This window comes from Acidovorax sp. SUPP950 (assembly GCF_030158935.1).
GTDB lineage: Bacteria > Pseudomonadota > Gammaproteobacteria > Burkholderiales > Burkholderiaceae_C > Paracidovorax.
In genome coordinates this window covers 313,733-335,082 of sequence record NZ_BQXE01000003.1, presented here as the reverse complement: position 1 = coordinate 335,082, position 21,350 = coordinate 313,733, and the positions used below count along the sequence as shown (strand labels likewise).

Below are 21,350 nucleotides of genomic sequence, written 5' to 3'. Positions count from 1 at the left end.
TGGCGTTGGGCCGCGCAGGGAGGCCGGCGGACAGGGAGGTGCATACCAATGAAAGTGACAGTGAACGCTGCCGAGGTGAAACACCGGCAGCCCGAATCCACCGGGGCCGATGGCGCACCGGCCATCGGCAAAAGCGGGCCCGCTGCGGCGGGGCCCTCGGGCCATCCGGACCTGGCGGCCAGGCAACCCCGTTCCCCGGGCGCCGAGACCGTGCGATCGCGCGTGCCGCTGTCGGCGCTGCCGACCGGCGCGGGCCCGTCCGTACCGCCAAAGGCCCCGCTCGCCGTGGGCGCGGCGGACACCGCCTTGCTGCACCGGCTCCTGCAGGCCGTGGCCGATGCGCCGGCGGGCGCCTCGGATGCGGCAGGCCGCAGCAAGCCGTCGCTCGCGGCCGCATTGGCCGCCGCGGGCCATTCCCACGTGTTGGAAGGCGTGCAGTGGGCCGAAGGTGATCCGGCCCTGCGGGGGTGGGATCTCTCGGGCGTGGATTTCAAGCGCTGCCAGTTCGATGCCAGCTCCCTGGCCGACACGCACATCGAAGGCAGCCGGTTCGAAAGCTGCCGGTTCGAAAGCGTGTCATTGGCGGACGCCTCGCTGCGCAACACCGCTTTCAAGCGCTGCGAATTCGAGGAGACGATGTTCCTGCACGCGGAACTGAGCGGCGTTCGCTTCGAAGACAGCGAGCTGCACCTCTGCAGTTTCGAGGATGCGCAACTGACGGGCGATTGCGTGTTCGCGGGCGTGAAGATGCCCGGCACGCACTTCCTCAGCACCTCGGTGGCCGAGGGTACGCGGATCGAAGCGTCCGCCACCCAAGGACCGTCCGTCCTGACCGACACCTTGTTCCTGGGCACGAAGGGGCGCTTCACCATCGACGCGGTGTCCAATGCGACCGTCGGCCTCACCCGGCCCACCACGGCCACGCTGGTCTCCCATGACTCGCGGGGCATCACCGTCCCGCGCGTGGTTGCCAAGCTCGAGGCGGTGGCGGGCACCTTGCCTCTGCGGGTCGAGATGCGGGCCGCCTCGCTGCAGGCGAAGGCGGTGGATGCGGAGGTCGAGGCGCACCTCGAACATCTGGCCTCGCAGCCGGGCAGCGACCAATCCTTGCCGCAGCGCCTCGTGATCGATGCCCTGGCGAACCCCGAAGCCCTGCCGAAGATCGCGCAGATCCTGGCCAAGGCCGAGATCCTGGCCCGGCACGTGGACTCCGTCGTGCTGCCTGGCGGCGAAGATATTTCGCCCCGCCTGTACAACCAGCAGGCCGAGCCGCAGACGGACTGGAAGGGCGACTACCGCCGGTCCGTGCTCGAAATGGGTCTGCTGCACCAGTGCTTTCACCGCGGCGTGCCCTTGATGGCGATCTGCCGGGGCTTTCAGATGACCAATGTATTTTTCGGCGCGGCGCTGCAGCAGCACGTGGGGCACCAGGTCGGCGTCCGCACGCTCGGCAACGACCAGGGCGAAGAAGCCGGGCAGGCGCGGGCCACCGAGGTCGCGGAGAACGGCGTCGGCGTCTTCGGCACAGCGCTGCAAGGCATCCGCGCGGCCGTCTATCACCACCAGGCCGTGATCGACCCACCGGAGGGCCGGCCGCACCTGAGCACCTCGCTGCGCCGGACCATTCCCTCGGAAGGGGGCGAGACCGCCTGGCGGGCCATCATGGCGGTCGAATCGTCCCAGCCGCGCGCGCCGCTGATCGGCTTGCAGTTCCACCCCGAGTTCTTCGACGGATCGACGGCCGGGGGCGGCGAGGCCCGGCCGTTGTCCAACACGGAACTGGAGCAACTGGGGGCGGGCTATACGCGGCCTGGAGCGCAGACGTCGGGCTTGCAGAACCCGGCCGACCTGATCGCCAGCGGCATCCTGGACCACATGTCGCCTGGCAACGATGCGCTGTGGAAGATCCTGTCGGACGCGGCGACCGCGCACCGCCACAAGGCCGCCATCACGGCCGAGGCGCTGGCGGAGGGGCGTGCGAAGCTGCGGCCCGTGGAGCCGGCAGCAGAGCCGGCCATTGGCTGACGCACCGCGCCAGCGCGCTCACCTGCCGGCGTCGCCCGGCGCGCGCCGGCGCTCCAGCACCCCGATGGCCACGAAGCCGCACAGCACGGCGAACCACAGCGTGGCCACGCGGATGCCCACGGCCGCCAGCGTGGCCAGGCCCAGCGGCACGGCGTGCAGCGCCAGCAGGGCGACCAGGGTGGCCTCGGTGGTGCCGATGCCGGCCGGCAGCATGGACGCGGCGCCGGCCAGCATGGCGGTGGGGTACAGGGAGGCGGCATCGCGCCAGGGCAGGCCGATGCCCAGCCCGTGCAGCAGCCAGGCGAACGACAGCGCCACCAGGCCCCATGCGGCCAGGCCCAGGCCCAGCGAAAGCCCCCAATCCAGCGGGTGCAGCCACGCCCTGCAGCCGGCCAATCCCAGCGCCAGGGCCCGCACCGCACGCGACAGTCGCGGCCAGCCGCGGCGGCGCAGCCGGGCGGCACCGCGCAGCAGCCATGCGGGCCGTGCCGCCACCAGCACGACGGCGCCGATCATGCCCGCCACGAACGCCACCAGCACCGCGAACAGCGGCAGGGCGGGGATGGCCAGCGCCGCCAGCAGCACCACGCACAGCAGGTCGAACGCGCGCTCGTACACGAAAGCCGAGACGGTGCGCGCCGCCGGCACGCCGGCGCGCGCGAAGTAGCGCACACGCACCAGCTCGCCCACCTTGCCGGGGGTCGCAGTGAAGGCGAAGCCCGAGAGGTAGGCCAGAAATCCCGCACCCCAGGGCACGGCGTGCCCTGCGCGGGCCAGCAGCCAGCGCCAGCGCAGGTAGCGCAGCAGGTAGGAGGCGAAGGCGATCGCCGCCATCGAGGGCATCCAGGCGAGCACCTGCGGCAGTTGCGCGAAGACCTGGTTGCGCGCGTCGGCCCACACCAGGGCGGCCACGTAGGCCGCCGTGCAGGCCCCGGCCGCGGCGACGGCGTGGCCGGGCTTCATGCGCGGTCGGCGAAGGACCAGCGCTTGTGGCCCAGGTAGCTCGTGAACACCGGCACGGCCACGCCCACGGCATGGGCGATCTCGGGCACGAAGGCGGTCACGCCCAGGGCGGGCAGCACCTGGCGCGCCAGCAGCAGGCTCACGGCCCAGGTCTGCGCCACCGCCACCAGGTTCACCAGCACGAAGAACGCGGCGGACTTGCGCACCGACTGCTGGCTGCCCTGGAACACGAAGGCGCGCGCCAGCAGGAAGGCCGTGACCATGCCCACGCCGTAGGCCAGCACCACGGCGTAGGAAAACGGCATCCACTGGTTGAGCACGATGCGCGCGATGAAGTTGGCGAGCGCGGCCAAGCCGCCGGTCACCAGGAAGGCCACGAACTGCCGGGAGCGGAACTGCGCGATCATGCGGGGCCTAGACGGGTGCCGCGGCCGCCTGCGCGGCCATCTGGCGCCCGAAGCCGATGCTCTCGGAGATGCCGCGGTCCTCGGGGTAGTAGTAGGACGTGTCGGCCACCCACAGGCCGCGCACGGGCAGCTGCACGGGCGGCAGGCTGTCCAGGTAGTTGGGCGGGCAGATAGGCTGGGCGTAGCGGTAGCGGCTGGCGCGCAGGGCCAGGAAGTCGCTGTCCTGCAGCTTCGGGTTGATGGCCTTCAGGTAGCGGCGCACCTTGTCGAGGAAGGCCGCGTCGGGCTCGGCGAACTTGGGGTGCTCGCCGGGCATGTAGAACGGCACATACACCACCGACTCCGCCAGCGGGCGCAGGTTGCTGTATTCGACCAGGCCGGGAATGTCCATGTCCGGATCGTTCACGTTGAGCCAGAAGTTCTCGGTCAGCGGCTGGCGCAGCTTGGCGATCACGCAGACCACGGCGATGTTCTGCAGCGCGCCGTACTGCGCCAGCAGCGCGGGCGGGAGGTCGGGCATGGTGCGCGGCACGTAGGGCAGGGGAATGGTGCTCACCACCTTGTCGAAGGCCTCGAAGCCCTGCGCGGTCTCCACGCCCTGCACGCGCGTGGCGTCCATGCGCACGCGGGTGACGGGCGTGGACAGGCGGATCTCGCCGCCGTGGCGCTGGATGTCGGCCACCATGCCGTCCAGCAGCGTGGCCGAGCCGCCGTCGAGGTGGCCGAGCTTTTCGCGCATCAGGCTGTAGCGCGAGCGGCCGATGCGGCGGATGCGGCTCCAGATCCACGCGGCGGACAGGTTGCCGGCATGGTCGTAGAACTTGTAGTCGAACAGGCGCCGCCACAGCACCTCGTAGGCCTCCTTGCCCACCCAGCGGCGGATCCAGCCCGTGGCCTCTTCGCCGTCGAGCGGCTTCCAGTCGGTGCGCTTCGTGGACAGGAACGCGTGCAGGCCATAGCGGAACTTGGCGACCAGGCCCAGACCCTGAAAGCGCAGCAGCGCCACCGGGTTGCCCCAGGGCTGCAGGCGCTTTTGGAACCAGTAGCCCATGCGCGTGGCGCGCCAGCGCATCCGGTCCGAAAGCCCCAGTTCGTCGAGCATCTGCAGGAAGGCGTGGTCGGAGGTGCAGTGGAAGTGGTAGTAGCGCTCGATGGGCAGGCCGTCGAAGTCGAACATCGCGGTCATGCCGCCCACGCGGTCGTCGGCTTCAAACACCACGGGCCGGTGGCCGTCGCGCGCGAGCTGGTAGGCCACGGCCAGGCCCATGGGGCCGGCGCCCAGCACGGCGATGCGCTGGCCCGGCGCGGCGGCCGTGGATGCGGAAGGAGGGGGGGTCTGCGCGCTCATCAGAACTCCAGCACCACGCGGCTGTATTCCGGGTGGTTGAAGGTTTCGTGGATGGCCTCGGCGAAGGGCGTGGCGCGCACGCCGAAGATGCCGGGCCAGTCGATCACCTCGAACTCGTCGTGGGCCACCAGCGCCTTGAGCTGGTCGGCGGTGAACGGCGGGTCCTTGTCGAACAGCGCCCACACCTTGAGCAGCAGGTAGAAAAGGCCGTAGGGGATCTTCACGATCCAGGCGCCCGCGCCCGTGGCGGCCTTGATCTGGCGAATGATGTCGATGTAGTCCACCTTCTCCAGCCCCGTGATGTTGAACACGCCGCCCACGCGGCGCTCCTCGATGCAGCGCACGATGATGCGGCAGAAGTCCGCCGCGTACAGCGGCTGGCGCATGTAGCGGCCGCTGCCCGGAATGGGGAACACCGGCACCTTGCGCATGAAGCGCGACAGCCAGCCCAGGTGCTTGCGGTCGAACCAGCCGAACATCAGCGTGGGCCGCAGCACCACGCAGGGAATGCCGCTGTCCAGCACCATCTTTTCCTGCGCGCGCTTGGTCTCGGTGTAGTGGTCCTGGGCGACCGACTCGACCACCGAGGAGCTGATGTGCACGGTCTGCGGGATGCGGTGGCGCTGGATCAGATCGAGGATGCGGCCGGTGGAGGTGAGGTTGTTGCGCACGAACGGGTCGGCCTGCGGCGCGCCGATCTGCGCCTGCAGCATGACCACCACGTCCGCGCCCTCGAAGTGGCGCTCCCACGCGCCGGGCTCGGCCAGGTCGGCGTCCTCGGCCACGATGTCGGGGTGCACCTGGCGCAGGATGGCGAGGTTGCTCGCGTGCTTGTCCAGCACGACGAGGTTGTGGTAGCCGTGCAGCTTCAGGTGGGCCACGAGGTTCTGGCCCACGAGGCCGGCGCCTCCCGGCAGGATGATTTTGGCGTTCTTCATGGTGTTGGTTTTTCTCGGCGGGTTCGGGGCGCTCACTGCGGCGCCGGTATCTGCAGGGCCACCGAGCAGTCGGTGCCGGGTGCGGTCAGGGTCACGGCGGTGGGCAGCGCCTCGGGCGCGGCCTGCAGGTAGGCGGTGAAGGTCAGGTAGCGTGCGGGCGCATGGGGGCCGCCCGGCGCGCTCAGCTTGCGCCAGCGGTGGGGCACGCCCAGGCCCACCACGGTGCCATCGGGCGCGACGAGGCGCATCGATGGCGGCGGCGCATCGCCTTCGGAGGGCAGCAGCGCGCCGCTCACCGAGACAAAGCGCGGGTCGCCGGGCACGCGCTGCACCCAGTCCACGAAGGCCGTGCAGCGGGCGGGCGGCACGTCGGTGTGCGAGCCCAGGGCCGTGGCGGCGTCGGCGAGCGGCGGCCGACCGAAGATCGAGTGGCCCTGCTGGCGGGCCTTGGCGACGATGCGCTCGCCCAGGGCCCGGTCCCAGATCAGCATGCCGATGCGCCGCTCGTCGTGCACGCCCATCGCCAGCGCAAGCGCGCCGGTCATGCGCAGGTGCGCGACATCGCTGCGCCGGGTCTCGCGCAGCTGCACCGACAGCATCTGCGCCAGCACCGCCACCAGCAGCACGGCGGCACCGGCGCGCGCGAGGCCGCGCAGGGCCAGCACGCGCGGGGCGTACAGCACGCCCAGGGCGGCCCAGGCCATCATCGTGGGCGTGGTGTAGCGGCTGGCCAGCGAGCCCTCCATGCTGAACTGCAGCCGGCCGCTGGCGGTGGCGAAGGCGATGCCCGCCACGAAGGCCACGAAGGTGAGCAGCGACAGCTCCAGCGCGTGCGTGCGCGGGGCGCGCAGCGCGGGCACCAGGCGGGCCAGCGCCAGCATGGTGAACAGCACGCCGAAGGCCTGGCTGATCCACATCGTCTCCATCTTGCGCGCCAGGTGCTGGAACGGGCTGCCCAGGTACTGCAGCGTGTACTGCAGCAGGCCCAGCGGCCGGCTCTGCAGCATGGCCAGCAGGCCGGGCCGGGGCGTCGGCGCGGCGAAGTCCGCCATGTACACGCCGATGCCCGCGGCGCCCAGCAGCGCCAGCAGCGCCACGCGGCGCCAGCCCATGCGCGCCACGGCGGCGTAGAGCGCCATCATGGGCAGCGCCATGATGCCGTTGGCCATGGTGCCGATGCTCAGCACGCCCAGTGCGCAGCCGCCGGCGAACCAGCCCACGTCCTGCGGCGCCTGCGTGGCGCGGTACAGGCAGTACAGCCCGGCCAGCGGCAGCCACTGGGCCAGGAAGAACTGGCTCTGGAATGCCCAGGTGAGGTTTTCCTGCTGCACCCACGACAGCAGCCAGACGGACAGCAGCGCCAGCGCCGCCACCGACGCCGTGCGGGTCATCGGCCCCAGGCGCGCCTTCAGGAAGGCCCAGAAAGTGGCGATGCTGCCCGCCACCAGCAGGTAGTTGACCGCGATCAGGAAGGCCTGGGTGCCGCCGAACCAGCGGTATTCCATCCAGAACAGGGCCTTGGACAGCACGAGGCGGTGCTCGTTGAAGAGCCGCCACCAGGCCTGCCAGCCGGCGCCATCGCGCACATCGGCATAGAACTCCAGTGCGCCCCACATGTCCCAGATCGGCACGGACGTGAAGGTGCGCCAGGCCGCCACGGCCGTCGCCAGGGCAAAGAGCGTGGCATAGCCCGCAAGGGCCACCGCCGCCCAGAGGCGGCGGCGTTCAGGGGTCCATGGCATGGCTCAGATGTCCATCTTGTGGAATACCGCGCGCGGCAGGTTGCGGATCACGGCCATGATGAGCGCCCATTTCGCCGGGGCATACACCACGGGCGTGCCGCGGGCCATGCCGCGCACCACGGCCTGGGCCACCTGCTCCACGCTGGCGAGCTTGGCGCCGCGCGCCTTGAGGTGCGCCGTCATCGGCGTGTCGGTGGGGCCCGGCTTGATGAGCACCACCTTCACGCCCGAGCCCGCCAGGCGGTGCTGCAGGCCTTCGGCATAGCGCTCCACCAGGCCCTTGGCGGCGCCGTACACGTAGTTGGATTTGCGGCCGCGGTCGCCGGCCACCGAACCGATGATGCCGATCGTGCCCCGCCCCGCCACCTGCATCGCGCCGGCGAACGCCTCCGCGCACAGCGCGGGCGACAGGCCGTTGACGGCCATGGCCTGCTCGGCGCTGGCCAGGTCGCCCTGGCACCGGGCCTGGTCGGGCAGGCTGCCGTGGGCGATGAGCACGGTGTCCGGCACGCCCTGCGCCACCAGGTGCTGCACCAGCGCGGTGATGGAGGCCGCCTGCGTCACGTCGCCGGCCATCACGTCGATGCGGGCCTGGGGCTGGCGCACCTGCAGGTCGTCGGCCACGCCCTGCAGGCGGGCCGCGTCGCGGCCCACGAGCACCACGCGGCCGATGCCGCCGGCCTGCAGCCATTGGCGCGCGCAGTGCTGCGCGATCAGCGACGTGGCGCCGACGATCACGAGGGTCTGCGGTGCGTTGCTGGCGTTGTTGTTGTTCTGCATGTTAGCGGTGAGTTCGTTCTTGTATTGGAGAAAAAGCCGCAGGTCAGTCGCCCATCAGGCGCCGCGACATCGCGGACCGGATGTTCGGGTCGCGGTACGGAAGGAATTGGGGGAGCTTCGGGTAGCCGGCCTCGAACAGGGCGCGCGGCATGCGCGCGTCCTTGGCGGGGTACAGGCGCCCGCCGGCCTCGGCCACGACGGCATCGAGCCGGTCGAACAGCCGCAGCGTGCGCTCGCCGAGGTTGGGAAAGTCGAGCGCCAGCGTGACGCCCGGCTGCGGAAAGCTCAGCAGGCCCACCGATTCGCGGTCGCCGAAGGTCTTGAGCACGCCCAGGAAGCTGCCCTGGCCCGACGCGGTGATCTCGCGCAGCAGGGCGCCCACGGCATCGGGGCCGTGCGGGCGGGGCACCACGCACTGGTACTGGTAGAAGCCCCGGCGGCCGTAGATGCGGTTCCATTCCTGCAGGTTGTCCAGCGGGTAGGAGAACGGTTCGTAGTGCTGCAGCGCGCGGCCGGCGCGGCGGCGGTTCAGGTGGTAGTACGCCGCGTTGAAAGGGCGCAGGCTCAGGCGGTTGACGAGCGAGACGGGCGGCGCGAACGGCACGGTGCGCTGGCGGTCCTTCGGGGCGGGGCCGTGCTGGGATTCGGGCGCGGCGGCATTGGCGCGCAGGAAGATGCCGCGCGTGCCGCCGGCCCGGGCGCCCGAGAGGCAGTCGATCCACGAGACGGTGTGTTCCCAGCCCGCCTCGGAGGCATCGGCCAGGGCGAAGAACTCGCCCAGCGACCCGTAGGGCAGGGTCTCGGTGTCCAGCCACGCGCCGGGCACCCGCCGCAGCCGCAGCGTGGCCTGCGTGACCACGCCGGTCAGGCCCAGGCCGCCCACCGTGGCGGCGAACCAGTCGGGGTGCAGCTGGGGGCCGCAGCGGATCGACAGCCCGTCGGTGCGCAGCAGCCGCAGTTCCTGCACGTGGTCGCCGAAGGAGCCCTGCACATGGTGGTTCTTGCCGTGCACGTCGTTGGCGATGGCGCCGCCCACGGTGGCCAATTGGGTGCCCGGGGTCACGGGCAGCATCCAGCCGCGCGGCACGAAGGTGCGCTGGATGTCGCGCAGCAGCATGCCGGCCTCGCAGGTCAGGTCGCCGGTGGCTTCGTCCCAGGCGATGAAGCGGTCCAGCCCGCGCAGCGACCACAGCGCGCCGCCGGGGTTCAGGCACACGTCGCCGTAGCTGCGGCCCATGCCGAACGCCAGCCCGTGCTGGCCGGGCTCGCGTGGCAGGTGCGCCAGCGGCCGTTCGGCCAGGATGCGCAGATCGTGGTCGTCGGCGCTCAGGCGGCCCCAGGAGCGTACGGCTACCACGGCAGTCCCAGGGCGGCGGCGACCATCGCCAGGCTGAACAGCGCGCCCGCGGCCAGGCTGGCGCGGTCCTTGAAGGCGAAGACCAGCGGGTCGTCATGCATCTGCCCGCGCACCGCGCGCAGCCACATCCAGCTCACCCAGAACACCATCACGGGCACGGCGGCCCAGATCATCTCCGGCGCGCGGTACATCAGCAGCACCGATTCGCTGTTGAGGTACAGCGCCAGCACCACCACGGCCGTGTAGCCGGCGGCGATGCCCAGGTTCTGCACGATGGGTGCGTCCGAGGTGAGGTAGCCGCGCCCGTGCGCCTGCGTCTTGCCCGCGGCCTGCTGCACCATCAGCTCGGCATAGCGCTTGACGAAGGCCAGCGACAGGAAGAGAAAGCCCGAGAACGCCAGCAGCCAGAACGACAGCGGCTGCGTGATGGCATAGGCGCCCGCCACGATGCGCAGCGTGTAGAGCACCGCGAGCGCGATGCAATCGACCAGCACCCAGCGCTTGAGCGCGAGCGAATACGCCCAGGTGATGGCGAAGTACCCCAGCAGCCAGCCGAAGAACCCCGGGCCCACCTGCCAGGCCAGCGCGAAGCTCGCCGCCGTGAGCACCGGCACCAGGGCCACGCCCTGCCAGGCGGCCAGCGCGCCCGAGGCGAAGGGCCGCAGGCGCTTGCGCGGGTGCCGGCGGTCGCTCTCCAGATCGAGCAGGTCGTTGGCCACGTAGACCGACGAGGCGCACAGGCTGAAGGCCAGGAAGGCCACCAGCAGGAGGCCCCAGGCCTCGCCGTCGGCCACGCGGTGGGCGGCCACCAGCGGCACGAACAGCAGCAGGTTCTTGAGCCACTGGTGCAGCCGCAGGGCCTTGCGCCAGGGCTTGAGGCCCGCGGGCTCGCGGGGAAAGCGTTCCACCACGTTGCCGTGGGCCTCGGCCCGCCGGGTGACGGCCCCCGAGGCGTTGACCACGATGGCCGAGCGCGCGGCCTGCCACACCGGCACGTCCGCCTGCGAGTTGCCGGCGTAGTCGAAGCCGCGCTCGCCAAAGGCTTGCACCAGCGCGGCGGCCTTGGCCCGCCCGGCGAGGTTGGTGGCGCCATCGCTGGCCATCACCTGGTCGAAGCACCCCAGGTGGGCGGCGATGGCCTGCGCCACCGAGCGGTCGGAGGCCGTGCACAGCACGGTGCGCCGCCCGGCCGCGTGCTGGTTGCGCAGCCACTGCACGAACGGCACGTTGTAGGGCAGCGTGGCCACGTCCATCTGCACCCGCTGCCCGATCTCCTGCTTGAGCGCCGCCTTGCCCCGCGCCAGCCACACGGGCAGGGCCAGCGCGCGCCACGGCCCGTCCCGCAGCAGCTGCAGCGACGATTCGTGCAGCATGTCCGTCAGGATGAGCGTGCCGTCCAGGTCCACCACCAGGGGCGGTTCCGAAGACGGGCCCGGGATGGGCAGGGACGAATCGAGGGGCGGGCGCAAAAGGAACCTTTGGTGGGATGGCGTGATGGGGAGGCGCGGCGCATTGGTAACGCTCTGTGCGCAATGGCAACAGGACATTGTAAAAGCCGCCATCCACGCCGCCGCCACCGCCGCCCCGGCGTTACACCCTGCCCGAGCGGGTGTGGCGAAGATGCCGCAGCCCGCCCGCCACCCCCGCCGCGCTCAGCCCTGCAGCATGTACGACACGTCCGGTTCGCGCTGCGTGGCGATGGATCGCTCGAACCGGCGCGATTCCAGGTGGAAGATCCCGACCCGGTCGTTGTCCTGGCTCACGAAGGCCCAGGGCCGGGTGGGATGCAGGCTGACCGCGATGGGGCGCGCGTCCATGGGAATGTGGGCCTGCTCGGCGAGCGTCGCCGGGTCCACGATGGACAGGCTGCGGTCGCCATAGTGGGACACCAGCAGCCGGCCGTCGCGGCAGCGGTAGATGCGCGTGGGGTCGTTGCGCGCGGGCGCACTGCGCACGACCTTCATGGTGGCCGTGTCGATGGCGCACAACGTGTTGCTCCAGCGGCAGGTGACGTACAGCGTGCGCTCGTCCGCGCTGAGCGCATTGCCCTCGGGCTTGTCGCCGGGCACGCAGGCCACGGGCGCGAACGCGGCGTCGTGCGGCTTGAACTGCGTCACCGAGTGCGTGAGCAGGTTCATCGCGTAGGCCGTCTGGCCGTCCCGGGTGAGCGCGAACAGGTGGCTCTTGATGCCGCCCACCGGCACCGCGCGCCGCACGGCGGTGTCGGTCTCGGGCCGGTCCAGCACGGCCAGCTGCGCGCGGTCCTCGCTCAGCACGTAGAGGCGGCCCGACTGGTCCATCTGGATGCCGTGCAGGCGGTTGAACGGCGCCAGGTCGATGGTGCGCGCCAGCGTGCGCGTGGCCAGGTCGATCTGCAGCACGCTGGTGCCGCCCGGGCCCGGGTGCCCCGAGGTCTCCACGCCGTAGTGGCCCACGTAGGCGTAGCGCTGCGCGGCGTCCACCACGAATTCGTGCGGGAACGGGGGCAGGGCGATGGTGTGCAGCCGCTCGCCGCTGGCGATGTCGTAGTGGCTGATGCAGTGGCTCGATTTCTCGATCAGCAGCAGCACCTCGCGCGGCGCGCGCCCCGCCGGGGCCTGGGCGAGGACCGTGGCCGGCCCCAGGGTGGATGCGGCCAGCGAAAGGCCGGCGGTCTTCAGAAGCTCCCGACGTTGCATGGTGGTGGTCTCCCTTGGTGTGGATCGAACAGCGCCCTGGCGGTCGCGCGGCGGGCGCATCGCCGCTTTTTTTTTGCGCGCTTCAGCGCCCCCAGCGCAGCACCAGCGGATCGAGCCGCCGCGCGATGCCGATGAGCTGGCGGCGCACCTCGGGGTGCATCGGCGGCCAGGGCGCGCGCGGCGCCTCGCAGGCGATCACGCCGCCTTCCTTCATGAGCGCCTTGGCGGCCAGGAAGCCCGCCTGGCGGTTCTCGTGGTTGATGAGCGGCAGCCAGCGCTGGTAGTGGGCGAAGGCCGCGTCCGCATCGCCCTGGCGGTGCGCCTGGAGGATGGGGCGGATGCCGTCGGCAAAGCCCGCGCCGGTCATGGCGCCGGTGGCGCCGGCCTCCAGGTCGGCCAGCAGGGTGATGGCTTCCTCGCCGTCCCACGGGCCTTCGATGGCCTCGCCGCCCAGGGCGATCAGCTCGCGCAGCTTCGTTGCGGCGCAGGCCGTCTCCATCTTGAAGTAGCACACCTGCTCGATCGTCGTCGCCATGTCGGCCAGGAAGGCGGGCGACAGCGGCGTGCCGGCCGCCGGTGCGTCCTGGACCATGATGGGAATGCCGATGGCGTCCGACACGCCCTGGTAGAAGGCGCGCACCGGCGCCTCGCCGAAGCGGAAGGTGGCGCCGTGGTAGGGCGGCATGACCATGACCATCGCCGCGCCCATGTCCTGCGCGCGCCGGCTGCGGGCGGCGCAGACGGCGGTGCTGGTGTGCGTGGTGGTGACGATCACCGGCACGCGGCCGGCCACGTGTTCCAGCGCGGTGCGCGTCAGCACCTCGCGTTCGTCGTCCGACAGCAGGAACTGCTCGGAGAAGTTGGCCAGGATGCACAGGCCGTCCACGCCCGAGTCGATCATGAAGTCCAGGCAGCGCCTCTGGCTGGTTAGGTCCAGCGTGCCGTCTTCGTGAAACGGGGTGGGCGCGACGGGGAAGATGCCGCGGTAGCGGGGGTTGGAGAGGCCGGGCATGGCGTGTCCTTCGCGTCTATTCCACGATGTCGAACTGGTCGAGGTACTCGGTCTTGAGCGAAAGGCCCAGGCCCGGCACATCGTCCTGGAGCTGCAGGAAGCCGTTCTCCGCGGCGGGCTCGCCGTCGAAGAGGTACCAGAACAGCTCGTTGCCCACCTCCACGTCGAAGATGGGAAAGTACTCCGCCATGGGCGAGGCCAGCGTGCTCATGGTCAGGTGGTAGTTGTGCATCTGGCCCGCGTGCGGAATCACCGGCACGGAATGCGCCTCGCACAGCGCGTTGATCTTGTGCGCGGCGGTGATGCCGCCCACCCGGTTGGTGTCGTACTGCACGACGCTCACGGCTTTTTTGTCCAGCAGCTGCTTGAAGCCGTACAGGCCGAACTCGTGCTCGCCGCCCGAAATGGGGATGATGTTCATCGCGTTCAGTTCGGCATAGCCGTCGATGTCGTCGGCGATCACGGGTTCCTCCAGCCAGCGCGGCTCGAACTTCGCGAGCTTGGGCAGCATGCGCTTGGCGTATTCGAGGTTCCAGCCCATGTAGCACTCGAGCATCAGGTCGGTGTCGTAGCCGATCACCTCGCGCACCGCCGCGACCGACTTCAGGTTCTCCTGCACGCCGTGCTGCAGGTGCGCGGGGCCGTAGCCGAAACGCATCTTGAAGGCCTTGAAGCCCTGGTCGAGGAAGGTTTGCGCCTCGTCCTGCATCGCCTTCAGGTCGGTGCGGTAGAGCTTGCTGTAGTAGCAGGGGATCTTCTCCTTGGTGCGGCCGCCCAGCAGCTTGAACACGGGCTTGTCCACGCTCTTGCCCAGGATGTCCCAGATGGCCAGGTCCACCGCCGATATGGCGGCCATGGCCACGCCCTTGCGGCCCCAGGCGTGCGTGCTGCGGTACATGCGCTGCCACAGGTATTCGTAGTCCCACGGGTCGTGGCCGATGACCAGGGGCGCAAGATATTCGTCGATGATGGCCTTGGCGATCTTCGGCGCCAGCGCCACGTTGCCGAGGCCCACGACCCCGTCGTCGGTCTCGATCTCCACCACCGTCCACGCATGGAAACGGAAGGTGCTCATGCTCTCGGCCGGCGAATACAGCAGGTCCATGGCGTTGGAGCAGAAGTGGCCCTGCGGCGGCACGGTCTGGCCCTTCCACTGGAATACACGGGCGCGGACGGATTGGATTTTCATGGTGGAGTCTCTGAACGGAGGGAGTGGGATCAGGCGGCGGCCAGCGCCTTGGCGCGCTGCGCGCTGCCCATGCGGCAGGCGATCTGGAAGGCCTGCCAGGTCGCCTCGGCGCTGGCCCGGCCCTGGCCGGCGATGTCGTAGGCCGTGCCGTGCGCGGGCGTGGTGATCGGGATCGGCAGGCCGCCCTGCACCGTGACCCCGCGCGAGAAACCCAGCAGCTTGATCGCGATCTGGCCCTGGTCGTGGTACATGGTCACGATGGCCTGGTACTCGCCGGCCTGCGCCTTCAGGAAGATGGTGTCGGCCGGAAACGGGCCATGGAAAGGCGCCGGCGTGGGCCAGTCGCGCGCCTGCAGCGCCTGCACGGCGGGCACGATGGTGTCGATCTCCTCGCGCCCGCACACGCCGCCATCGCCGCCGTGCGGGTTGAAGGCGGCAATGGCCACCTTCGGTGCCGCCACGCCGCTGGCGAGCAGCGAGCGGTAGATCAGCTCGGCCGCCAGCTGGATGCGCTCCACGCTCAGGTAGCTTGCCACGTCCTTGAGCGGTACGTGCGAGGAGATGCGCGAGGTCCACAGGTCGCCCAGCGTGTTGAACTCGCAGAAGTAGCCGGTCACGCCCAGGTGCCGGGCGAAGTGGTGCAGCTCGTCCTCGTGCTGCATGCCGCCGATCTTCATGGCCTGCTTGTTCAGCGGTGCAAAGCAGATGGCGTCGATGTCGCCGGCCAGCGCCGCGTCCATGCAGCGGTCCAGCACCTGCAGCACCGAGCGGCCCCCGGCCGCCCCGGCGCGGCTGCGCTGCACGTCGGCCGGGGCCACCGTGTCCAGGGCCAGGAAGGCGGGCCGCGCGGTGCCCGCGCGGCCCCGCACATCGGCCAGCGCGCCCACGGCATCGGTCGCCACCTGCACACCGGCGATGCGCTGGCCGTCCTCCCACAGCCAGGGGTCGCCCACCAGCACGGTGTTGGCCCGCTGCGCGGTTTCGGGCCTGGCGAGCAGGCGGGCGATGAGTTCGGGGCCGATGCCGGCGGGGTCGCCGAGCGTGAGGGCCACCACGGGGCGGTCTTGCGTGTTCATGGGCGGCTTGTCCTGCTAGTCGATGCGGATGTGGTTCTTGCGGATGAGGTCGCCGTAGCGCTTGAACTCGGCGTTCTGGAAGGCGATGAACTCGGCCTGCGAGATCGGCTTGAGTTCGGCCCCGACGGCGCCCAGGCGGGTCTGCGTCTCGGGCATGGCCAGCACCTCGTTCACCGCGTCGTGCACCTTCTGCTGCACTGCCTTGGGCGTGGCGGCAGGCATGTAGATGCCGTACCAGGCGCTGATGTCCACCTGCGGCAGGCCGGCCTCGGCCATGGTGGGCACCTGCGGCAGCTGCGGGTTGCGCTGCGGCGTGGTCACGGCCAGGGCGCGCATCTTGGCGGACTTGATCTGGCCCAGCACCGAGGGCATGGTGTCGAAGCTCATCTGCACCTGGCCGCCCACCAGATCGACCAGCGCGGTGCCGCTGCCCTTGTACGGCACGTGCATCAGGTCGATGCCGGCCGCGTCCTTGAACATCTCGGCCGCGATGTGCTGCGTGCTGCCCGCGCCGCTGCTGGCGAAGTTGATGGTGCCGGGCGCTTTCTTCGCCAGGGCCACCAGCTCCTTGACCGACTGCGCGGGCAGGGCGTTGGTCACCACCAGCACGTTGGGCACCGCGCCCACGAAGGCCACCGGCACCAAGTCGCGGTTGTTGTCGTAGGCCAGCTTCAAGAGGTGCGGTGCGATGGCGTGCGCGGTGACCACGCCCATCACCATCGTGTGGCCATCGGTGGCCTTGGCGGTGGCATCGGCCGCCAGCGTGTTGGAGGCTCCCGGACGGTTTTCCACCACCGTGGGCTGCTTGAGCAGCGGGCCCAGCCGGTCGGCCACGGCACGGGCCATGGCGTCGGTGCCGCCGCCCGGGGCCGAGCCCACCAGGATGCGGACGGGCCGGGTCGGCCATTCCTGGGCGCTGGCGCCCAGGGGGATGAGGACGGCGGCGGCCAGGGCCAGGCCGGGCAGGGGGATGCGGCACCACATGGTTTGTCTCCTGTTGTATGCATGCCCATGGACCGGGCATTGAGGGGCATCCTAGGGCGCTGCCTGCGGGCCGTAAATTGAAATGAAATGATGAATTGATATCCATTGGTTATCGTTTCCGGTCGCGTCTGGATGCCACCGGAATGGGGGCCTGCGGTTGAATGCCCCGCGCGCGGCTCACTAAACTCGGCGCTGCTCCCTCCCCACCGGATTCCCTCCCTCCATGCACCGACTGCCCTGGCCCCTGCCCGCCCTCCTGGCCTGGGCCGCCGCATGGCTGGCGTACCTGGGCCTGCAGGGCCGGGTGGCGCCGGTGGCGGCGCTGATCGCGGCCTGCGCCGTGGGCACCGCGGCCAGCGTGCTGGGCACGGGGTGGTGGCGCCGCGGGCTGATCGCGGCGGGGTTTCCGCTGTCGCTGGCGCTGTCCGGCGCGGCCAGCGTGCCGGCCTGGGCCTGGCTGGTGCCGCTCGCGCTGCTGCTGCTGGTGTATCCGCTCAACGCCTGGCGCGATGCGCCCCTGTTTCCCACGCCGCACGATGCGCTGCTCGGCCTGGCCCGCGCGGTGGCGCTGCCGGCGGGCGCGCGGGTGCTGGACGCCGGCTGCGGCCTGGGCGACGGCCTGCTCGCCCTGCGCCGCGCCTACCCGCAGGCGCGGGTGGCGGGCGTGGAGTGGAGCTGGCCGCTGCGACTGCTGTGCGCGCTGCGTTGCCCGTGGGCCGAGGTGCGTCGGGGCGACCTGTGGCGCGCCGACTGGAGCGGCTGCACGATGGTGTATTTGTTCCAGCGCCCCGAGAGCATGGCCCGCGCCTTGGCCAAGGCGCAGGCGGAAATGGCGCCGGGCACCTGGCTCGTCAGCCTGGCGTTCGAGGTGCCGGGGGCGACGCCGCATGCCCGGCTGCCACCGGACGGCGGGCATGCGGTGTGGATCTACCGCATGGGCGCCGCGCCGGTGGCCGGCCGCCCGGCCGCGGCGCTATGATCCGTCGCTGCCCCTGGCAGGCCGGGCGTTCCGGCCGACGCCCTTGCTCGCGCCCTTTCGCCGCAAGGTGGCGTCTCCACCCTTTTCCCTGAGAGGTACCCTCCAATGTCCAAGAAGACCTTGCCACTGCTGGCCGCCGCCTGTGCCGCCGTCCTGCTGACGGGCTGCGAAACCACCAACATGAAGATGGGCAGCGCCGAGTCCAAGACGGTTGCCACCGGCGCGGCCGCGGGCGGTGCCACGGCCAACGAAAGCAGCGACCTGCAAAAGTGCGCCTCGCCCCTGGGCACCGTGTCGCTGGTGGAAAACCAGCAGGCCGGCTGGTACACCATCCTGCGCAACGAATACCGCCTGCCGCCCACGGCCAACCTGCTGCGCCTGCTGATCCAGCAATCGAACTGCTTCATCGTGGTGGAGCGCAGCGCCTCGGGCATGACGGCCATGGACCGCGAGCGCGCGCTCATGCAGTCCGGCGAAATGCGCGGCGGCAGCAACTTCGGCAAGGGCCAGATGGTCGCCTCCGACTACGGCCTGTCGCCCGAGATCGTGTTCTCCAACAGCGATGCCGGCGGCATCGGCGGCGTGCTGGGCGGGCTCATCGGCGGCGGCAGCGGCCGGGCCATCGGCGCCCTGGGCGGCGGGCTCAAGACGCGCGAGGCCAGCGCCATGCTGACCCTGGTGGACAACCGCTCGGGCGTGCAGATCTCGGCCTCCGAGGGCAGCGCCTCCAAGAGCGATTTCGCCGGCTTCGGCAGCCTGTTCGGCGGCTCGGCCGGCGGCTCGCTGGGCGGCTACCAGAACACGGCGCAGGGCAAGGTGCTCACCGCCGCGTTCATGGACGCGTACAACCAGATGGTCGTGGCGCTGCGCAACTACAAGGCGCAAAGCGTGCAGGGCCAGGGCCTGGGCGGCGGTGGCCGCCTGGGCGTGGACGGCGGTGCCGCACCGTCGCAGACCCGTGCCGGCGTTCCCGCGCCCGCAGGGGCCCCGGCCGGCGCCCCTGCCATGTCGGTGCGCGAGGCGCAGGAGCGCCTGAACGCCCTGGGCTACAACGTGGGCACGCCCGATGGCGCTGCCGGCGCCCGCACGGCCACCGCGCTGCGCAACTTCCAAAAATCGAAGGGCCTGCCGATCACGGGCCGCGTGGACGCCGCCACGGCCGACGCGCTCTCGCGCTGAAGCCAAAAGCGCGAAGGGGACCGCAGGCCCGCGCCTGCCCGTCCCCTTTTGCGCGGCGCCGGGCCTGGCCCCGGCGCCGCCATGCCACCCCGGTCACTGCCCCCCGATGGGCGCCACCGTGTTCCACAGCGCGGTGCAGTGGGCCGCCGAATCGATGGACGATGCCGGGAGGCTGCTGGGGCTGCCCGCGGTGCTCCATTGCGAAAGCGAGGAGGACAGGCCGGCATAGGGCGTCCAGGCCGTCGGCAGCTGCGCGCCGCTGGCGGCCACCGGCGTCCATGGCGCCGGGCTGGCGGGGCTGTTCACGAAGCTCGCCCAGGCGGCGGCCATGGTCTGGGCCAGGGCCTGGTCGGCGGGCGGCGGCGGCTGGCTGCCCCGGGTGTACACCGCGTAGGCCGTTCCCAGGGTGTTGAACACATAGGGCAGTTCGTTGCCGTGGCAGACGTTGCCGTCCTGGCCCGGTGCGCAGGCCGCGACTTCCGTGGGCGGCTTGCCGGCGCTGTAGAGGTCGATCAGCGGCGGCTGGGCGAACAGGTAGCCGAAGGCCGGCAGCGCGGGGCTCGCCTGCGCGTTGCGGGCGGCCGCCCGGTTCGCCATGGCCAGGTTGCCGCAGCGGAACGCGAAGTCGTTGATCACGCCGGACAGCGTCGCCGCCGTGCCGTTCATGTAGCTCGGCGCGGGCCGGGTGGGCGCGCGGTACGGGAAGACCGGCTGGCCTTGTGCCGTGGTGCTGTAGCCCAGGATCGTCTTGGCGTCGTCCGGCCAGACCTTCGGCACCAGCCCCTCGTTGAAGACCACGGGATTGAGCCCCACCCCCAGCTTCAGGAAGGCCAGGTTGGCGAAGACGGCGCCCTCGTCGCGGTTCACGCCGAAGACGAAGGGCTTGGGCGGCATCGAGGCCGTGGCGGACACCGCGTTGTAGCCGGCCAGGGGCTGGCCCACGATGACCTTGCCGTCCACGGTGGGCGACCAGGGCAGGCCATCGTTGACCTGGGGCGACGCCTGGGCCAGAAGCCCCACCAGCGGGCGGGTGGCGGCCTCGCGTTCGGCGGCGGCGAGGGCCTTGGGGTTGCCGGCCTTGCCCCGGGTGCCAAACAGCTGGCCCGCCTGGGCCGCGACGATCTGCGCCGGCGTGGCCTTGAGCAGGATGGGCTTGCCCGCGAGGCACCCGCCCACCTGGGTGCACAGGGCATCGCGGAACAGGCTTCCTATGCCTTGCGCCTGCGCGGGCGTGCGGTACACCGAGCCCACCGGGTTGCTCTCCATGATGGCGGCCTGAAAGCGCGTGGCGCTGTCCGGTGCTGAGAACAGGTGCAGCCCCGCCGACATGGCCCCGGCGCTCTCGCCCGCGACCGTCACCCGGGTGGCATCGCCCCCGAAGGCGCCGATGTACTTCTGCACCCAGTCCAGCGCCGCCTGCTGGTCCAGGATGCCGAAATTGCCCCGCAGCGGCCCCCCGACGGTGGGGTTTTCCACCGCGTTGTCGAGGGCCAGGAAGCCCAGCGCCCCCAGGCGGTAGTTGATGGTGACGACCACCATGTCGCCCGCCGCCGCGAGGTACGAGCCGTCGTACAGGTTGCCCACCGTGGCGCCCTTGGCGCTGTCGTACAGCGGCAGGTAGCCGCTGCCCTCCACGAACGCGCCGCCGTGGATGAAGAACAGCACCGGCCGCTTGGGCTGCGCGCCGATGGCCGACTGCGGCGTGAAGACGTTCAGGTACAGGCAGTTCTCGCTCTGCGCGCTGGTGGGAAGGTTCGGCCGCGCGGCCTGCGGGCAGAACGGGCCGGCGGCCGTCTGCGCCACGTTGCTGCCGGCCGGGACCGTCGCCGCCGGGGGCTGGAACCGCGCGGCCGTCGCGTACTGGATGCCCAGGTAGGCGTTCACCGGCACCGGGGCCGATGCGCCCGCGGGGGTGAGGGGCGTCTGCAGCCCGCACAGCGTGGGCGCCGCGGGCGCGCCGGCGATGGTGACGGTGGTGCCGCTCGCGCAGGCCGGTGCCGTGGCGGCCGCGGCCATGTTCGGGGCGCCCAGGCACAGCAGGGCAGGGGCCGCCAGCGCCAGCAGGGCGCGTCGGGCGGAAGGGGGTCGTCGCATGGAAATCTCCCTCTCTTGTTCGATGGATCGGTGTGTCGCGCCCCCCGGGCGGGGGGCGGCTCCATTCTTGGAGAAAGCGCGGGCCCCGGGCCGCCGCAGCGCCTGAAGCCTTCTGAATCGTTCTGGGGTGGCGGTGCCGGCCCAGGGTGCCGTGTGCAAGGCGTTACCTGTGGTCACAGCTCCTTGGAATCCTTGGCCTGGCCTGTCATGTTTGCTATTGAAATAATAGCTGCCAAGGCATGTTTCACTAGGGCGTGAGGCCTGAAAGGCTTGCAATCGATCTATACTCCCGCCCGTTGGTGCTCGCGCGGTCATTGCGACCGCGCAGTTAAACGGGAACCAGGGAGGGCGCGTCCGACGGACCGCGCCCCAACCTGGGCTGCCCCCGCAACGGTAAGCGAAAGAAGGCCTCGCCTTCACCCCGTGGAATCGTGCCCACTGGATGCCTCGGCATCTGGGAAGGGTCCACGGGTTTTCGCCAGCCCGGAGACCGGCCGACAGGGGGCCGCGCGCCCCAAGGCTCAGGCCTTGGAGCGCGCGGCCCATTTCACGGAACCTGCGGGGAGGCAGGGGTCCGGGCGAATGCATTCCTGTGGTCC

Annotated in this window: 17 protein-coding genes and 1 riboswitch; of the genes, 3 read left to right on the top strand and 14 right to left on the bottom strand. The window is 71.0% G+C overall.

Annotated elements, in window-relative coordinates; translation table 11 throughout:
- The first annotated feature begins 48 nt into the window (after positions 1–48).
- Complete coding sequence (locus tag AVME950_RS15340) at positions 49–2,025, top strand: gamma-glutamyl-gamma-aminobutyrate hydrolase family protein (protein ID WP_284430478.1); 1,977 nt, start codon at positions 49–51, stop codon at positions 2,023–2,025.
- 18 nt (positions 2,026–2,043) lie between these two features.
- Here the strand turns inward: AVME950_RS15340 and AVME950_RS15335 are convergent, their stop codons facing one another.
- The 13 genes from AVME950_RS15335 to AVME950_RS15275 form a co-directional block, all read right to left on the bottom strand.
- The gene (locus AVME950_RS15335) at positions 2,044–2,988 is read right to left on the bottom strand and encodes a lysylphosphatidylglycerol synthase transmembrane domain-containing protein (RefSeq protein ID WP_284430477.1); all 945 of its coding nucleotides are present in this window, start codon (positions 2,986–2,988) and stop codon (positions 2,044–2,046) included.
- Positions 2,985–3,395: a GtrA family protein gene (locus AVME950_RS15330; RefSeq protein ID WP_284430476.1), complete on the bottom strand. Its 411-nt coding sequence runs from the start codon at positions 3,393–3,395 to the stop codon at positions 2,985–2,987. Before AVME950_RS15330 ends, AVME950_RS15335 begins: the two co-directional genes overlap by 4 nt.
- Positions 3,396–3,402: 7 nt before the next feature.
- Positions 3,403–4,743 carry an NAD(P)/FAD-dependent oxidoreductase gene (locus AVME950_RS15325; RefSeq protein ID WP_284430475.1) on the bottom strand — a complete coding sequence of 447 codons (1,341 nt, stop codon included), beginning with the start codon at positions 4,741–4,743 and terminating at the stop codon, positions 3,403–3,405.
- Positions 4,743–5,681: an NAD-dependent epimerase/dehydratase family protein gene (locus tag AVME950_RS15320; RefSeq protein WP_272566268.1), complete on the bottom strand. Its 939-nt coding sequence runs from the start codon at positions 5,679–5,681 to the stop codon at positions 4,743–4,745. The genes AVME950_RS15325 and AVME950_RS15320 overlap by 1 nt, the downstream gene beginning before the upstream one ends.
- Positions 5,682–5,713: 32 nt before the next feature.
- Positions 5,714–7,423, bottom strand: coding sequence for a hypothetical protein (locus AVME950_RS15315; RefSeq protein WP_284430474.1), 1,710 nt, complete (start codon positions 7,421–7,423; stop codon positions 5,714–5,716).
- 3 nt (positions 7,424–7,426) lie between these two features.
- A complete protein-coding gene (locus tag AVME950_RS15310; protein WP_284430473.1) occupies positions 7,427–8,203 on the bottom strand; it encodes an SDR family NAD(P)-dependent oxidoreductase in 777 nt (258 codons plus the stop codon).
- 43 nt (positions 8,204–8,246) lie between these two features.
- Positions 8,247–9,560, bottom strand: coding sequence for an FAD-binding oxidoreductase (locus AVME950_RS15305; protein WP_284430472.1), 1,314 nt, complete (start codon positions 9,558–9,560; stop codon positions 8,247–8,249).
- Positions 9,554–11,029 carry a UbiA family prenyltransferase gene (locus tag AVME950_RS15300; RefSeq protein ID WP_284430471.1) on the bottom strand — a complete coding sequence of 492 codons (1,476 nt, stop codon included), beginning with the start codon at positions 11,027–11,029 and terminating at the stop codon, positions 9,554–9,556. The genes AVME950_RS15305 and AVME950_RS15300 overlap by 7 nt, the downstream gene beginning before the upstream one ends.
- Positions 11,030–11,212: 183 nt before the next feature.
- Positions 11,213–12,238: a YncE family protein gene (locus tag AVME950_RS15295; protein ID WP_284430470.1), complete on the bottom strand. Its 1,026-nt coding sequence runs from the start codon at positions 12,236–12,238 to the stop codon at positions 11,213–11,215.
- Between the two features lie 82 nt (positions 12,239–12,320).
- A complete protein-coding gene (locus tag AVME950_RS15290; protein ID WP_284430469.1) occupies positions 12,321–13,250 on the bottom strand; it encodes a dihydrodipicolinate synthase family protein in 930 nt (309 codons plus the stop codon).
- A 16-nt stretch (positions 13,251–13,266) separates the two neighbouring features.
- The gene (locus AVME950_RS15285; protein WP_284430468.1) at positions 13,267–14,439 is read right to left on the bottom strand and encodes an L-rhamnonate dehydratase; all 1,173 of its coding nucleotides are present in this window, start codon (positions 14,437–14,439) and stop codon (positions 13,267–13,269) included.
- Positions 14,440–14,468: 29 nt separating this feature from the next.
- Entirely contained in the window at positions 14,469–15,515 is a 1,047-nt protein-coding gene (locus AVME950_RS15280) for a 4-hydroxythreonine-4-phosphate dehydrogenase PdxA (RefSeq protein WP_284430467.1), read from the bottom strand.
- 15 nt (positions 15,516–15,530) lie between these two features.
- Positions 15,531–16,499 (bottom strand): Bug family tripartite tricarboxylate transporter substrate binding protein, encoded by a 969-nt coding sequence (locus tag AVME950_RS15275; RefSeq protein ID WP_284430466.1) that lies wholly within the window; start codon positions 16,497–16,499, stop codon positions 15,531–15,533.
- Positions 16,500–16,722: 223 nt separating this feature from the next.
- On the opposite strand from AVME950_RS15275, the gene AVME950_RS15270 reads away from it, so the two are divergent.
- Together AVME950_RS15270 and AVME950_RS15265 are read left to right on the top strand one after the other, a co-directional pair.
- Positions 16,723–17,478, top strand: a complete 756-nt coding sequence (locus tag AVME950_RS15270; protein WP_284430465.1) for a class I SAM-dependent methyltransferase — start codon at positions 16,723–16,725, stop codon at positions 17,476–17,478.
- Between the two features lie 105 nt (positions 17,479–17,583).
- Positions 17,584–18,657, top strand: coding sequence for a peptidoglycan-binding domain-containing protein (locus AVME950_RS15265; RefSeq protein ID WP_284397188.1), 1,074 nt, complete (start codon positions 17,584–17,586; stop codon positions 18,655–18,657).
- Positions 18,658–18,750: 93 nt separating this feature from the next.
- On the opposite strand, the gene AVME950_RS15260 is transcribed toward AVME950_RS15265, so the two are convergent.
- Entirely contained in the window at positions 18,751–20,751 is a 2,001-nt protein-coding gene (locus AVME950_RS15260; RefSeq protein WP_284430464.1) for a carboxylesterase family protein, read from the bottom strand.
- 280 nt (positions 20,752–21,031) lie between these two features.
- A riboswitch (cobalamin riboswitch) is annotated at positions 21,032–21,264 on the top strand.
- Positions 21,265–21,350 lie beyond the last annotated feature (86 nt).